General features: G+C 71.8%; 15 protein-coding genes. 7 read left to right on the forward strand and 8 right to left on the reverse strand.

The window, feature by feature from the left end:
* Nucleotide 1: 1 nt before the first annotated feature.
* Together ACFYXV_RS02325 and ACFYXV_RS02330 are read right to left on the reverse strand one after the other, a co-directional pair.
* Complete coding sequence (locus ACFYXV_RS02325; RefSeq protein WP_389381847.1) at nucleotides 2-1,180, reverse strand: AAA family ATPase; 1,179 nt, start codon at nucleotides 1,178-1,180, stop codon at nucleotides 2-4.
* Between the two features lie 25 nt (nucleotides 1,181-1,205).
* A complete protein-coding gene (locus ACFYXV_RS02330; protein ID WP_389381848.1) occupies nucleotides 1,206-3,290 on the reverse strand; it encodes a trypsin-like peptidase domain-containing protein in 2,085 nt (694 codons plus the stop codon).
* A 133-nt stretch (nucleotides 3,291-3,423) separates the two neighbouring features.
* On the opposite strand from ACFYXV_RS02330, the gene ACFYXV_RS02335 reads away from it, so the two are divergent.
* Nucleotides 3,424-3,609 (forward strand): DUF6104 family protein, encoded by a 186-nt coding sequence (locus tag ACFYXV_RS02335; RefSeq protein ID WP_030190019.1) that lies wholly within the window; start codon nucleotides 3,424-3,426, stop codon nucleotides 3,607-3,609.
* Nucleotides 3,610-3,718: 109 nt separating this feature from the next.
* Here the strand turns inward: ACFYXV_RS02335 and sodN are convergent, their stop codons facing one another.
* Nucleotides 3,719-4,114 carry a superoxide dismutase, Ni gene (gene sodN / locus ACFYXV_RS02340; protein WP_008741558.1) on the reverse strand — a complete coding sequence of 132 codons (396 nt, stop codon included), beginning with the start codon at nucleotides 4,112-4,114 and terminating at the stop codon, nucleotides 3,719-3,721.
* A gap of 182 nt (nucleotides 4,115-4,296) precedes the next feature.
* Between sodN and sodX the strand changes: the two genes are divergently transcribed.
* Nucleotides 4,297-4,716 carry a nickel-type superoxide dismutase maturation protease gene (gene sodX / locus ACFYXV_RS02345; RefSeq protein WP_383347431.1) on the forward strand — a complete coding sequence of 140 codons (420 nt, stop codon included), beginning with the start codon at nucleotides 4,297-4,299 and terminating at the stop codon, nucleotides 4,714-4,716.
* Here sodX and ACFYXV_RS02350 read toward each other — a convergent pair.
* Complete coding sequence (locus tag ACFYXV_RS02350) at nucleotides 4,620-5,249, reverse strand: CGNR zinc finger domain-containing protein (protein WP_048475436.1); 630 nt, start codon at nucleotides 5,247-5,249, stop codon at nucleotides 4,620-4,622. The genes sodX and ACFYXV_RS02350 overlap by 97 nt on opposite strands.
* Before the next feature lie 82 nt (nucleotides 5,250-5,331).
* Here ACFYXV_RS02350 and ACFYXV_RS02355 point away from each other — a divergent pair, with 82 nt between their 5' ends.
* On the forward strand, nucleotides 5,332-6,087 hold the full coding sequence (locus tag ACFYXV_RS02355; protein WP_385477070.1) for a class I SAM-dependent methyltransferase: 756 nt from the start codon (nucleotides 5,332-5,334) through the stop codon (nucleotides 6,085-6,087).
* Between the two features lie 140 nt (nucleotides 6,088-6,227).
* Here the strand turns inward: ACFYXV_RS02355 and ACFYXV_RS02360 are convergent, their stop codons facing one another.
* The 3 genes from ACFYXV_RS02360 to ACFYXV_RS02370 are packed head-to-tail and all read right to left on the reverse strand — an operon-like array spanning nucleotide 6,228 to nucleotide 8,948.
* Nucleotides 6,228-6,995 (reverse strand): amino acid ABC transporter ATP-binding protein, encoded by a 768-nt coding sequence (locus ACFYXV_RS02360; protein ID WP_053691788.1) that lies wholly within the window; start codon nucleotides 6,993-6,995, stop codon nucleotides 6,228-6,230.
* Nucleotides 6,992-7,942, reverse strand: coding sequence for an amino acid ABC transporter permease (locus ACFYXV_RS02365; protein ID WP_383502872.1), 951 nt, complete (start codon nucleotides 7,940-7,942; stop codon nucleotides 6,992-6,994). The genes ACFYXV_RS02360 and ACFYXV_RS02365 overlap by 4 nt, the downstream gene beginning before the upstream one ends.
* Before the next feature lie 46 nt (nucleotides 7,943-7,988).
* Nucleotides 7,989-8,948, reverse strand: coding sequence for an ABC transporter substrate-binding protein (locus tag ACFYXV_RS02370; RefSeq protein ID WP_389381850.1), 960 nt, complete (start codon nucleotides 8,946-8,948; stop codon nucleotides 7,989-7,991).
* 524 nt (nucleotides 8,949-9,472) lie between these two features.
* Here ACFYXV_RS02370 and ACFYXV_RS02375 point away from each other — a divergent pair.
* The 4 genes from ACFYXV_RS02375 (at nucleotide 9,473) to ACFYXV_RS02390 (ending at nucleotide 12,926) form a co-directional block, all read left to right on the forward strand.
* Nucleotides 9,473-10,675 carry an NADP-dependent malic enzyme gene (locus tag ACFYXV_RS02375; protein WP_383347444.1) on the forward strand — a complete coding sequence of 401 codons (1,203 nt, stop codon included), beginning with the start codon at nucleotides 9,473-9,475 and terminating at the stop codon, nucleotides 10,673-10,675.
* A 454-nt stretch (nucleotides 10,676-11,129) separates the two neighbouring features.
* Nucleotides 11,130-12,092, forward strand: coding sequence for a zinc-binding dehydrogenase (locus ACFYXV_RS02380; RefSeq protein ID WP_389381851.1), 963 nt, complete (start codon nucleotides 11,130-11,132; stop codon nucleotides 12,090-12,092).
* A 58-nt stretch (nucleotides 12,093-12,150) separates the two neighbouring features.
* Nucleotides 12,151-12,360: a helix-turn-helix domain-containing protein gene (locus tag ACFYXV_RS02385; RefSeq protein ID WP_008741547.1), complete on the forward strand. Its 210-nt coding sequence runs from the start codon at nucleotides 12,151-12,153 to the stop codon at nucleotides 12,358-12,360.
* On the forward strand, nucleotides 12,360-12,926 hold the full coding sequence (locus tag ACFYXV_RS02390; RefSeq protein ID WP_385465223.1) for a Clp protease N-terminal domain-containing protein: 567 nt from the start codon (nucleotides 12,360-12,362) through the stop codon (nucleotides 12,924-12,926). Before ACFYXV_RS02385 ends, ACFYXV_RS02390 begins: the two co-directional genes overlap by 1 nt.
* A 31-nt stretch (nucleotides 12,927-12,957) precedes the next feature.
* Here the strand turns inward: ACFYXV_RS02390 and ACFYXV_RS02395 are convergent, their stop codons facing one another.
* Entirely contained in the window at nucleotides 12,958-13,884 is a 927-nt protein-coding gene (locus ACFYXV_RS02395; protein ID WP_389381852.1) for a helix-turn-helix transcriptional regulator, read from the reverse strand.

Here is a 13,884-nt window from a genome sequence, read left to right on the forward strand (position 1 = left end):
CTCACCTCGGGCGGTCGAGGCGCTGGATGAGCAGGTCGGCGAGGTCCTCCCGGGTGGGCGGAGCGGCGTAGTGGGTGAGGTAGATGGCGTTCAGCAGCTGGTCGGCGGCGACGAGTTCGGACTGGGAGCGGCTGAGGAACTCCCGGATCAGGTCGGCCCCGAGCTGGGCGGCCTCCTCGCCGAGGTGCGCGCGGACCATGGTGGCGAGCCGTTTCTCCCCGGGCTGGCCCAGCTTGAGCTGGATGCAGCGGCGCAGCAGGGCGGCGGGGAAGTCCCGTTCGCCGTTGCTGGTCAGGATGATGAAGGGGAAGGCCCGGCAGCGCACGCGGCCGCCGCGGACGGTGACCTTCGCCCCGTCGTCGGTGAGCACCTGCACCTCGGGCTCGGTGTCGGCGACGCGTTCGAGCTCGGGGAGGGCGAACTCGCCCTCCTCCAGGACGTTCAGGAGGTCGTTGGGCAGGTCGATGTCGCTCTTGTCGAGCTCGTCGATGAGCAGGACGCGGGGGCGCTCGGTGGGCAGCAGGGCCGTCCCGAGGGGGCCGAGGCGGATGTACTTGCCGATGCCGGGGGCCCGACCGGAGCCGGGGGGCGTGCCGGGGCCGGATCCCGCGCCGGATCCCGCGCCGGATCCCGCGCCGGATCCCGCGCCGGATCCCGCGCCGGGTCCCGCGCCGGGTCCCGCGCCGGATCCCGCGCCGGGTCCCGCGCCGGGCGGCCCGCCCGGTCCGGCGCCCGGCGGGCCGCCCGGCAGGCCGCCGCTCGCGGCGATCTGCACGTCCTGGAGCCGGGCGATGGCGTCGTAGCGGTACAGCCCCTCCTGGAGCACCGTCCGCGAGACCACGGGCCAGCGCAGCACCCGGCCGAGTTTCAGCTCGTGGGCGACGGCGTGCGCGAGGGTGGACTTCCCGGTCCCCGGGTAGCCGGTCACCAGCAGCGGCCTGCGCAGGTACAGGGCCGCGTTGATGGCCTCCAGCTCCTCCGGTTCGGGCCGGTGCAGTTCGGCGGCCTGCCGGTGCGCGCCGAGGCGGCGTGCGACGTTGCCGTCGGCCGTGTCCGCCGGTCCGCCGGGCTCGCCGACGGGGCCGCCGTCGAAATCCCGCCACGGCGGCGGATCGGGCAGGGCCTCGATCCCGTCGTGGGGTTCGCCGACCCCCCGGTAGATGAGCCATTCCTCGTTCACGCCTGCTCCCTCCCCCTCCCGCCCGTCACAGGTCGCCCTGCAGCGGCTCGTCTTCGGGCAGCGCGCGGGCCGGGTCGTCCCATACGAGGGCCATCCCGTCCGCCCAGTACGCGTCGGGGTCGGCCCCGTGCGCGCGTGCCCGCAGTGCCTGGAGCCGGACCGGCAGCGGCGCTCCCCGCGCCGCCTCCGTCAGCTCCTCGCGCAGTCCGCGGTGGAACGGCGCGCAGTCGGCCGCCGGGTCGTCCGGGGGCCGCCGGGTGACGGCCACCCCGTATCCGGCGTCGCGGATCCCGTACAGGGAGCCGCGGGTGGGTTCCGCTTCGGCGGCCCGGCAGTGCACGGGGACGGTGTTGTCCGGCAGCGCGTCGAGCCATTCCGGCGCCGGGGTCCTGGGGCGGCCGCGGTCGCAGTCGGCCCGCTCGTCGGCCGGCGGGCCGGCCTGGACGCGGGTCCAGCGGTCGGCCCGGCGGTGGTCGGCCTCGTCGTCGTTCGGGATCGCGCCGCCGGTCGCGGCCGGGTAGCGGAACACGACCGGCCGCTGGACGCCCAGCGGGGTGCGCCCGGCCACCGTCCAGGTGTCCACGGGCAGTCCGAACAGCTCGGGCGCCACCGCGACTTCGAGGAGGGCCGCCGCCTCGTGGGTGTCGCAGCGCCGGAAGGCCTCGGCGAGCGGGGCCCGCAGTGCTTCGGCGAGACCGGCGCGGGTGGCCCGTACGCCCGAGTCCACCGGGGTCACCCGGCCCGGGTGGGCGGGGCCGTAGAGCACCGAGACGCGCCAGTCGTAGACGTCCTCCCAGCCGTGCGCCCAGGCCTCCAGCAGTACGGACGGGCCCTGGGGCAGGGTGCCGGACGGCCGGGTGTGCCCGTGGGGGTGGCGGTCGGAGCGGTCGCGGCGGCGCCGGTCGCGGTGTGCGAGGCCCCGTTCGTGCCGTTCTCCGAGCTCCCGCCGCAAGGGCCGCCACAGCCGTTCGGCGGTGGCCCGCACCCAGTCCCACAGCTCCTCGTCGGCGCCGGGGGCGGGTGGCTCGCGGTGGTCGGCGACGCTGACGTCGGTCGCGTACCGCAGCATCGCGGCGGCCTCGCCGGCGCCGCCCGGCGGGTCGTGCAGCATGCCGAGCCCGTCGCGCCAGCTGAGCGGGGCGGGCAGTCCGGGGTCCGGCTCCTCGCCGCGGGCCGCCTCGACCAGGGCCCGTACGTCCTCGGAGGAGCGGGGCGGGGGCAGTTCGGCGAGCAGCCCGCACAGGGTGGTGCGCTCGGCGGCGGTGAGCCGTCTGCGGCCCTCGTACGGGTCCTCGCGCGCCGGGAGTTCGTCGCGGACGTCGGTCCAGGTGCGGCGGCTGCCCCGATCGCTGAGGTGCTGGTCGTAGTGGTACAGGTCGTGGGCCTGCATGACGCGGCGGTAGAGCCCGACCTGGCCAGTGGCGGCCAGCGGCAGGGTCCGTAACTGCACGACGGACACGGCGAGTCCGCCGCCACCGCCGCTGCGGCGGGCCTTGACCACGCCGACGACCTCGCCCCGGGCCAGGTCCACCACCGGGCCGCCGGACATGCCGGGCTCGATCTCGTCGTCGTCGCCGAGGCGCAGGGCGGCGCCGCCGGCGGCCGTGCCGCGCAGCCGGGTGGTGCGGCCGGTGATCTCGGGGACGCCGAGGTCCTCGGTGCAGCCGAAGTAGGCGACCTCGTCGAGGCGCGGTCTGCCGCGGTCGGTCAGGCGTACGCAGGCGTGGGTGATCGGGGCGAGGACGCGGACCAGCGCCAGGTCGGGCAGGTCCCACAGGGCGCGGCGGGCGGGGCGGCGCTCCTCCAGCCGCTCGGGCAGGACGCACTCGACGCGGCCGGTGACGGTGCCGGTGGCGCCGTCGGCGCCGGAGGAGAAGGTGATGCCGAGCTCACGCCCCACGAGACGCACCGCCGCACCCCCTTCACCGACGACGTGCGCGCACGTCAGGACCCAGCCCGGGGCGATGAAGAACCCGCTCCCCCAGGTGGGACCGGTCCCATGGGGTGCATACCCGTCCGGGGCCGCGTGGACGCGCACGGTGGCCGCCTGGACGAGGGGTTCGAGGAGCTCGAAGGCGCGCGCGGTGCCGCCCGTGCGCCCGTCCTGCATCCCCTGCCCCCTCAGGTGTGGAGGCCGTCCAGGCTAGCGCCGGGTTGCGCAAGAGGGGAGGTCTCGCCGGGTATGCGGATTATCCTGGCGGGAAACACCCCCTGTACACCTTCATCACGGCACGGAGCCCGACTTGTACTTCACCGATCGCGGCATCGAGGAGCTGGAGAAGCGGCGCGGCGAGGAGGAGGTCACCTTCGAGTGGCTCGCCGAGCAGCTCCGCACCTTCGTCGACCTGAACCCGGACTTCGAGGTCCCGGTGGAACGCCTGGCCACCTGGCTCGCCCGCCTGGACGACGAGGACGAGGACGAGGAGTAGGTCCGCCGGCTGCGCACGCTGCACGTTCCGCCCGCTGCGCACGCGGCACGGCGAAGGGGCCCGACCGTCACCGGTCGGGCCCCTTCGCCGTGCGTGGGCAGGGCCTGGATCAGGCGGCCTTGGTCTCCCAGAAGATGCGGTCGATCTCGGCGATGAGTTCGAGGGCCTTCTGGCCGGTCGCCGGGTCGTTCGACGCCTTGGCGGCCGAGAGGGCCTTCAGGGTGTCGTTGACCAGGGTGTGCAGCTGCGGGTACTTCTCGAAGTGCGGGGGCTTGAAGTAGTCGCTCCAGAGCACCGAGACGTGGTGCTTGGCGAGCTCGGCGCGCTGCTCCTTGATGGTGATGGCGCGCGCGCGGAAGTCGGCGTCCTCGTTGGCCTGGTACTTCTCCTGGACGGCCTTGACGGACTCGGCCTCGATGCGGGCCTGGGCAGGGTCGTACACGCCGCACGGAAGATCGCAGTGGGCGGAGACCTTCGCCTTGGGGGCGAAGAGGCGGGAAAGCATGGAGTTTGTCCTCCTCGTGATCGTCTTCTCAAGGGGGAGATTACTCCGTGGCACAGGGGATTTCGCGAGCGGCCCCGTGGGCTTGGGACAAAAGTCCAGGGTGGCGTCCGCACCGGTGAGCGAATGTACGGGAGGCTGCGGCAGCATGCGCAGTGAGGCGAGAGCGGGCGAGGAGGCCGGGTATGGCGCAGAGAAGGCACTCTCGGATGGCGTTCGAGGTACTGGAGGTGGCAGGGCCCTCGATGGTGCCGACGCTGCTGCACGGGGACCGGCTGGTGGTGCGGTACGGGGCGGGGGTGCGCCCGGGTGACGTGGTGGTGCTGCGGCACCCGTTCCAGCAGGACCTGCTGGTGGTCAAGCGGGCGGTGGAGCGGCGGCCGGGGGGCTGGTGGGTGCTCGGGGACAACCCGTACAACGAGACCGGCGACAGCACCGACTACGGGACGGTGCCCGAGGAGCTGGTGCTGGCGACGGCGGTGCTGCGCTTCCGGCCGCGCGCGGCGGATCAGAGTTCGCTGAGGGCGCGGCTGTCCTGGGCGGTGTCGGCGCTGCGGCCGCTGTGGCCGGACGCCTCGGCTTCCAGCCGTTTGCGGGCCCGGTAGGCGGCCACGTTGGCCCGGGTGGCGCAGCGGTCGGAGCAGTAGCGCCGGGAGCGGTTGGTGGAGGTGTCCAGGTAGGCGTTGCGGCAGGGCGCGGCCTGGCACAGGCCGAGGCGGTCGGGGCCGTGCTCGGTGAGGTGGAAGGCCAGGCCGAAGGACGCGATCGCGGCGTAGCCGGCGGAGGCGTTCGAGGGATGGTCGGCGAGGTGGATGTGCCAGTCGGGGCGGCCCTCGTCGTCGAGGTACTGGTGACCGGAGACCTGCGGGCTGACCGGGAACTCCATGAGCAGGGAGTTCAGGAGGTCGACGGCGAGGACGTGGTCGCCGCCGTCGGCGGCCTCGAAGACGGCGCGCAGCCGGCCCCGGACGTTGCGGAAGCGGGTCACGTCGGTGTCGGTGACCCTGCGGGCCATCTGGGTACTGGCGCCGAAGAGGGCGCGCACGGCGTCGACCGAGGTGAGGGCGTCCTTGTTGCGGGCCGGCTCCTCGGTGTTGACCAGGCGCACGGCATAGTCCGAGTAATGGGCCAGTTCCACTTGTAGTCCTTACGGATGCGGTTTAGGGTCTCGAAGTAACGGCTGATACTTCTTCGAGGGTATTACGACTGGAGGGCGAACGATGGCGGAGACCACGACCGACTGGCAGGCCTGGCAGGAGAGCTGGGACCGGCAGCAGGAGTGGTACATGCCCGACCGCGAGGAGCGGTTCCGGGTGATGCTGGACATGGTCGAGGCACTGGTGGGACCCACCCCCCGGGTACTGGATCTGGCGTGCGGTACGGGAAGTATTACGGACCGCGTCCTCCAGCGGTTCCCGGACGCCACCAGTACGGGTGTCGACCTCGACCCCGCGCTGTTGACCATCGCCCGGGGCCACTTCGCCGGCGACGACCGCGTCACGTTCGTCACGGCGGACCTCAAAGACCCCGACTGGACCTCGGCCCTCCCGCACCACGCCTACGACGCCGTCCTGACGGCCACCGCCCTGCACTGGCTGCATTCCCCGCAGCTCGGCGTCCTGTACGGGCAGCTCTCCCCGCTGCTGCGCGAGGGCGGGGTCTTCATGAACGCCGACCACATGCCCGACGCGGCGACCCCCCGCCTGAACGCCGCCGAGCGCGCCCACCGGCACGCCGCGATGGACCGGGCCCGCGCGGCCGGCGCGCTGGACTGGGCCGACTGGTGGGCCCTCGCGGCCGCCGACCCGGTGCTGGCCGAGCCGACGAAGCGCCGCTACGAGATCTACGGCGAGCACGCCGACGGGGACACCCCCGACGCCGCCTGGCACGAGCGGACCCTGCGCGGGGCGGGCTTCGCGGAGGCCCGGACGGTCTGGCGCTCGCCCTCGGACGCGCTGGTCCTGGGTCTGAAGTAGGGCTCCGCGGGACCCTTGTAGGAAAGTGAGAACTTTCCGCGGCCTGCCGTGCCCGACACCGCCGCGTGCGGCGCATACGGCGCATGCCAGAGGGGCGGTACGGGAATCCCGTACCGCCCCTCTCGTCCGCCGGTCCCGGTCTACAGCACCTTGGACAGGAACGCCTTCGTGCGGTCGTGCTGCGGGTTGCCGAGCACCTCGCGCGGGTGGCCCGACTCGACCACGACGCCGCCGTCCATGAAGACGAGGTTGTCGCCGACCTCGCGGGCGAAGCCCATCTCGTGGGTGACCACGATCATGGTCATGCCCGACTCGGCCAGGTCCCGCATGACGTCGAGGACGTCGCCGACGAGCTCCGGGTCGAGCGCCGAGGTGGGCTCGTCGAAGAGCATCAGCTTCGGCTCCATGGCGAGCGCGCGGGCGATCGCCACGCGCTGCTGCTGGCCGCCGGAGAGCTGGGAGGGGTAGTTCCCGCCCTTGTCGCCCAGGCCCACGCGGTCCAGCAGGCGCACCGCGCGCTCGCGCGCCACGGCCTTGCTCTCGCCCTTGACCATGACGGGGGCTTCCATGACGTTCTCTATGGCCGTCATGTGCGGGAAGAGGTTGAAGCGCTGGAAGACCATGCCGATCTCGCGGCGCTGGGCCGCGACCTCGGAGTCCTTCAGCTCGTAGAGCTTGTCGCCCTTCTGCTTGTACCCGACCAGCTGGCCGTCCACCGAGAGGCGTCCGGAGTTGATGCGCTCCAGGTGGTTGATGCACCGCAGGAAGGTCGACTTGCCGGAGCCGGACGGGCCGACCAGGCAGAAGACCTCGCGGGGGGCGACTTCGAGGTCGATGCCGCGCAGGATGTGGGCGGCGCCGTACGACTTGTGGACGCCCTCGGCCTTGACCATCGGCTGAGCGGTCATCGCGCGACCTCCGTACGGCGGAACATGTTCAGGTTGGCCTTCAGACGCTGGAACGGCGTCGGCGGCAGGTTCCGCGTGGAACCACGGGCGAAGCGGCGCTCCAGGTAGTACTGGCCGACGCTGAACACACTGGTCAGGGCCAGGTACCAGAAGGAGGCCACGAACAGCATCTCCATGATGGCACCGGCCGTGTTGCCGATGTTCGACGAAGCCCGCAGGAGTTCCGTGTACTGCACCGCCGAGACCAGGGAGGAGGTCTTCAGCATGTTGATGAACTCGTTGCCGGTCGGCGGGATGATCACGCGCATCGCCTGCGGGAGCACGATCCGGCGCATGGTCTTCGTCTGCGGCATGCCGAGCGCGTGGGCGGCCTCGGTCTGGCCCTCGTCGACCGACTGGATGCCGGCCCGGACGATCTCCGCCATGTACGCGCCCTCGTTCAGGCCGAGGCCCAGGAGGGCGACCATGAACGGGGTCATGACGTCGACGGTCTCGTTCTTGTAGATCGGACCCAGGTTGATGTACTGGAAGATCAGCGACAGGTTGAACCACACCAGCAGCTGCACGTACACCGGGGTACCGCGGAAGAACCAGATGTAGAGCCAGGAGACGGCGCCCGTCACCGGGTTCTTCGAGAGCCGCATCACGGCGAAGAGGATGCCGAGCACGAGGCCCAGCGCCATGGCCGAGACGCTGATGATCACGGTGTTGCCGAGACCGCTCAGGACCGCCGGGTCGAACAGCTTGTCGCGGACCGTGGCCCAGATGACGTTGCCGTTGGCGAACGCGTAGACGAGCCAGCCGAGCAGCGCGACCACGATCACGCCGCTGACCCAGCGGCCGTAGTGCCGCACCGGGATTGCCTTGATGGCCTCGTACGGGAGGCCCGAGGCGCCGGGTCCGGCCGGCGGGTTCTCGGCCGGACCCTTTTCGATCTTGTCAGTCACAATGACTGCCCTTCAGTGGAGCGTGGAGCGAGGGACTTCGCGGGACTTACTGACCGGCGTTGACCGTCGCGGACTTGACGGCGCTGTCCTGCACGTTCCACTTCTCCAGCGCCTTGGCGTAGGAGCCGTCCTTGATCGCGGCGTCGAGGGCCTGCTTGAGGGCGTCGCGGAGCTGGGTGTTCTCCTTGCTCACGCCGATGCCGAAGAAGCCGACGCCGCTCTGCTGGCCGGCGATCTCGAAGTCGTTGCCGCCACCGGAGGTCTTCACCGTGTAGGCGGCGACCGGGTAGTCGTTCAGGTCGGCGACGGCGCCGCCGGCCTTGACGCGGGTCTGCGCCTCGGCGTCGGTGTCGAAGGCCTGGATGGTGAGCTTCTTGTCACCGCACTTCTCGGCCTGCTTCTTGAACTCGTCCTCGTAGGTCGTGCCGCGCTGGACGGCCACGGTCTTGCCGCAGAGGTCGTCCAGGGACTTGATGCCCTCGGGGTTGCCCTTCTTGACGAGGAGCGAGAGGCCGGAGGAGAAGTAGTCGACGAAGTCGATCCCCTTGCCGATCTTCTGGCCCTTGTCGTCCAGGCCCTCCTGGCGCTGCTTGTTGTCGGTGATCGACGACATGATCGCGTCTTCGCGGCCGGTGTAGATCGAGGTGATCAGGCCGTCGAAGGTGCCCGCGGTGAACTGCATCTTCACGCCGAGCTGCTTGCCGAGCGCCTCGGCGATGTCGGGGTCGACACCGACGATCTTGCCACCCTCGACGAATTCCATCGGGGCGTAGGCGGAGTCCGTACCGATCTTGATGACACCGGCGTCCTGGATCTTCTTCGGCAGGGCCGAGAAGAGCGGGGCGCTGCTGTCCTTCGAGGTGCCGCCGGAGGGGGCCGCGGAGGAGCCCTTCTCCGTCTGGTCGCCGCAACCGGTGAGGATCAGGGCGCCGGCGACCGCGATCGCGCCGACCGCGGCGATCCGGGACCGGGCGGCGGTCGTACGACGGGTGGTGCTTGCGGTCATGAGCTGGTTCCTCCGGCAGGCTGGGGGAGCATCCGAGAACGGGTCGAGCACGCACCTTCGAGTGTCGCGACCTCGTGTGATTACGGCATCTTGCCATTCGGACTGACGCATTCAGGCAGTTCGTCAGGTCAAAATCGGATAACGGGTGGGCCGTGGTACCCAACAGGCCTGCGGAATGGGGGGTTCGCGGCCGGAGGAACAGCTGTGACCTGGCCTTTTTGACGGAGTATTTGCGGTCCGTCTCGTCCATTGGACAGAGACGTTTGGACCTTTCGCCGAAAACAGGACAAGAGGTCTACAGTCGAGCAGGAATCGACTCGTCTGGGTGAGCGTTCTTCGGGTACAACGGATCCTTACACCCCTCATCCGGGGCTCAGGGCGCGCGTGCGGCGCGCCCGCGCGTACGAACCTCCCCTTCGCGGAGACGGTCCAACCGTCGATGCGGAGTACGGACGCGGTGCCCGCCCACCCCTTAACCAGGTGTGGTCACCCTCAACGATTCAAAGACCTAAGGGGCCAAGAAAGTGGCAGCGGAGATCGTCAATCCTCGCAGCGACAGCGCGACGGACAACAACCCGGACGCGGTGTTCGCGCTGCACCGGGGCGGCAAGATGGCCATCCAGGCCACGGTGCCGGTCCAGAACAAGGACGACCTGTCCCTCGCGTACACGCCGGGCGTGGCGAAGGTCTGCAGCGCCATCGCGGAGCAGCCCGAGCTGGTGAACGAGTACACCTGGAAGTCCAACGTGGTCGCCGTCGTCACCGACGGTACGGCCGTGCTCGGACTCGGTGACATCGGTCCCGAGGCCTCCCTCCCCGTGATGGAGGGCAAGGCCATCCTGTTCAAGCAGTTCGGCGGTGTGGACGCGGTGCCGATCGCGCTCGCGACCAAGGACGCGGACGAGATCGTCGAGACGGTCATCCGTCTGGCGCCGTCCTTCGGCGGGGTGAACCTGGAGGACATCTCCGCCCCCCGCTGCTTCGAGATCGAGCGCCGGCTCCAGGAAGCCCTGGACATCCCGATCTTCCACGACGACCAGCACGGCACGGCGATCGTGACCCTGGCCGCCCTGCGCAACGCCGCGAAGCTGACCGGGCGCACGCTCGGCGACCTGCGCGCCGTGATCTCGGGCGCGGGCGCGGCGGGCATCGCCATCGCCAAGATCCTCGTGGACGCGGGCATCGGCGACGTCTGCGTCACCGACCGCAAGGGCGTCGTCTCCGCCGACCGCTCCGACCTGACGGACGTCAAGGCGGAGATCGCGGGCCTGACGAACAAGACCGGCCAGACCGGCTCCCTGGAAGCGGCCCTCAACGGCGCCGACGTGTTCATCGGCGTCTCCGGCGGCACCGTGCCGGAGGAGGCGGTGGCCTCGATGGCGAAGAACGCCTTCGTCTTCGCCATGGCCAACCCGAACCCGGAGGTCCACCCGGACGTCGCGCACAAGTACGCGGCGGTCGTGGCCACGGGCCGCAGCGACTTCCCGAACCAGATCAACAACGTGCTGGCGTTCCCGGGCATCTTCGCGGGCGCCCTGAAGGTCCGCGCCAGCCGCATCACCGAGGGCATGAAGATCGCCGCCGCCGACGCCATCGCCGGCGTCGTGGGTGACGAGCTCGCCGCCGACTACGTGATCCCGTCTCCGTTCGACGCGCGCGTCGCCGAGGCCGTCGCGGCCGCGGTCGCGGCGGCGGCCAAGGCCGACGGCGTGGCCCGCCTGGCCTGACCGGCAGCGGTACGCGAAGAGGGGCCCGGCCGGATGCACATCCGGCCGGGCCCCTCTTTCTGTTGGGCACACCCTCCCCACCCCCGAGCCGGGAGGGGATGCCCCGCCCCGGCGCCCCGACGGAGCTGACGCTCCGTCAATGAGAATGCGGCCACAAAGCGGCAGGCTCATGGCGAGCCGGGCGGCATGGCGTGAATATTACCGCCCCCCGAGGCTTGATCCCGACGTTCCGCTTTCGCCCCCCGGAAGCACAAGACCGCACGTGGCGCGGTTAGTTGAGCAGGCAACGAATGATTCCGTTCGACTACCGGACGGTCTGATCTGGACGCCGGAGCACCCCCGCACGGTTCCCGCCCGCGGCCGCCGATCCGTCCGGGCGACATGCGACGAAGGCCTCACCGCCACGGACCCGGCGGGTCTGGCCCGAGGCGCTACCGAGCGGTAGCGTCGCGGCATGTTCGCTGCCTACGCCGCCCGAATCGACCGTGACCAGCCGCTGAGCGGCCTCGTGCTGGGCGAGCGCCCGGCCCCCGAGGCCCGCCCCGGCTGGGTGACCGTGAACGTCAAGGCCGCCTCCCTCAACCACCACGACCTGTGGTCGCTGCGCGGGGTCGGCCTCGGCGAGGACAAACTCCCGATGATCCTCGGCTGCGACGCCGCCGGCACCGACCAGGACGGCAACGAGGTCGTCCTGCACTCCGTGATCGGCCAGAGCGGCCACGGCGTCGGCCCCGACGAGCCGCGCTCGATCCTGACCGAGCGGTACCAGGGCACTTTCGCCGAGCAGGTGACCGTCCCCGCCTGGAACGTGCTGCGCAAGCCCGCCGAGCTGTCGTTCGAAGAGGCCGCCTGCCTGCCGACGGCCTGGCTGACGGCGTACCGGATGCTGTTCACCAACGCGGGCGTGCGCCCGGGCGACTCGGTACTGGTGCAGGGCGCGGGCGGCGGCGTCGCCACCGCCGCGATCGTCCTCGGCAAGGCGGCGGGCCTGCGGGTCTTCGCCACCAGCCGGGACGAGGCCAAGCGCAAGCGGGCGGTGGAGCTGGGCGCGGTGGAGGCCTACGAGCCCGGTGCGCGGCTCCCGCAGCGGGTGGACGCGGTGATCGAGACGGTCGGCGCCGCCACTTGGTCGCACTCGGTCAAATCACTGCGCCCCGGCGGCACCCTGGTCATCTCGGGCGCCACGAGCGGGGACCGGCCGGCGCACGCCGAGCTGACGCGGATCTTCTTCCTGGAGCTCAAGGTGGCCGGCTCCACGATGGGGTCGAAGGACGAGCTGGAGGACCTGCTGGCGTTCTGCGCGGCCACCGGGGTGCGGCCGGTGATCGACGAGGTCCTGCCGCTGGACCGGGCGCGCGAGGGCTTCGAGAAGCTGGAGGCGGGCGACCTGTTCGGAAAGATCGTCCTGACGGTGTAGGCGCCGGGCCGTCAACAATGGTTGACACCCTCATGCCTGTCAACCTACATTGACGGGCATGACAGAAGCGACCGATCTCGCCGAGCGGGCCGGTGACCGTGATCCGCGCGTGGGCCTGCGTGCCGTGGCCGCCCTCCGCAGGCTGCTGGAGCAGCTGGAGGCCGTACAGGTGCGCAGCGCCCGTGCGCAGGGGTGGTCCTGGCAGGAGATCGCGGCCGAGCTGGGCGTCAGCCGGCAGGCCGTACACAAGAAGCACGGGAGGGTCTGATGTTCGAGCGCTTCACGCGGGACGCCCGGGACACCGTGGTGGCCGCCGTGACCGAGGCCCGCGGGACAGGGGCCGCCACCGTCACCGAGGAGCACCTGCTGCTCGCCCTGCTGGGCCGGGGAGCGTTGGACCCGCTGGGCGTGGACCGCGCCGCGATGACGGCGGACCTCGCCGCGGCCCGCCGCAGGGGCGGCATGTCCCGGGCGGACGAGGAGGCCCTCGCGGGCCTCGGCATCGACCTGACCGCCATCGTCTCCCGGGTCGAGGAGGCCCACGGCGAGGGCGTACTGGCCGCTGCGGCCCCGCGGCGGCGGACCCTGGGCTCCTCGCTCCGCTCGGCGCTGGGCCGCGCGGAGCCGGTGAGCCGGCACGTCCCCTTCGCCCAGGGAGCGAAGAAGACCCTGGAGAAGTCCCTGCGCATCTCGCTGGGCCGCCACGACGGCCACATCGCCACCCTGCACCTGCTGCTGGCCCTGCTCTCGCTCCCGGGCACGGCCGCCGAGGTCCTGGCGGACCACGGCGTCACGTACGCGGCGGCGGAAGCGGCGCTGACGGCTGACGGCTGACGGCTGACGGCTCGCGACGTATCGCGAGGGGCTACCGGCGGGGCCTGAGCGTCTCGGCGAGGCGGTCCGCGGCCGCCGCGAGGTGGGCGCGGGCCTCGGCCAGCTTGGCCGGGGTGACCCCGTGGTCGCGGGCCGCGTCGCGCACGTCGTCACGGAAGCGGTCCAGCAGCCGGTCCAGGTCCCGGGCCGGGTCGCCGGTGGGGGCGAGGTCCTCGGCCCAGCGCGGGTCGGCGGCGGCCGAGGGGGCGGCGGCCGGGGTGTCCTTGCCGGTCCCGGTGCCGGAGCTCGTACCGGTGGCGGTGCCGGTGGCGGTGCCGCCGAGCCAGCTGCCGGCCAGATTGCCCAGCATCCCGCCGGACTTCGCGAACTGCTCCTGGAACTGGCTCGCGATCCGCATGACCTCCTCGCGCGCCCGATCCTGCGCCTCCTTGGCCTGGCGGCGGGCCGCTTGCGCCTCCTCGCGGGCCCGGCGGCTCTCGTCCTTCGCCCGGCGCGCCTGCTCCTTCCACTCCTGCTTCGCCTTGCGCAGCTCCTCCTTGGCCGCCGCCCAGGACGCGTCCTCGACCGGGGTCGCCGAGGCCGAGGCCGCGGCCCGCATCTCGCGCCGCAGCGCGCCGGCGGCGCCCCGTACGTCGTCGCGGATCTCGGCGGCCAGTTCGGAGACGGAGTCGCGGATCTCCAGCTCCAGGTCGGCGAGCTCACCGCCGCGGTCGGCCAGTTCGGCACGGCCCGCCTCGGTGATGGAGTACACCTTGCGCCCGCCTTCGGTGGCGTACGTGACCAGACCCTCGGCCTCCAGCTTGGCCAGCCGGGGGTACACCGTGCCCGCGGAGGGCGCGTACAGGCCCTGGAAGCGCTCCTCCAGCAGGCGGATCACCTCGTACCCGTGCCGCGGGGCCTCGTCCAGCAGCTTGAGCAGGTAGAGGCGGAGGCGGCCGTGGGCGAAGACGGGCGGCAT

Source organism: Streptomyces sp. NPDC002181 (assembly GCF_042890485.1).
Lineage (GTDB): Bacteria > Actinomycetota > Actinomycetes > Streptomycetales > Streptomycetaceae > Streptomyces.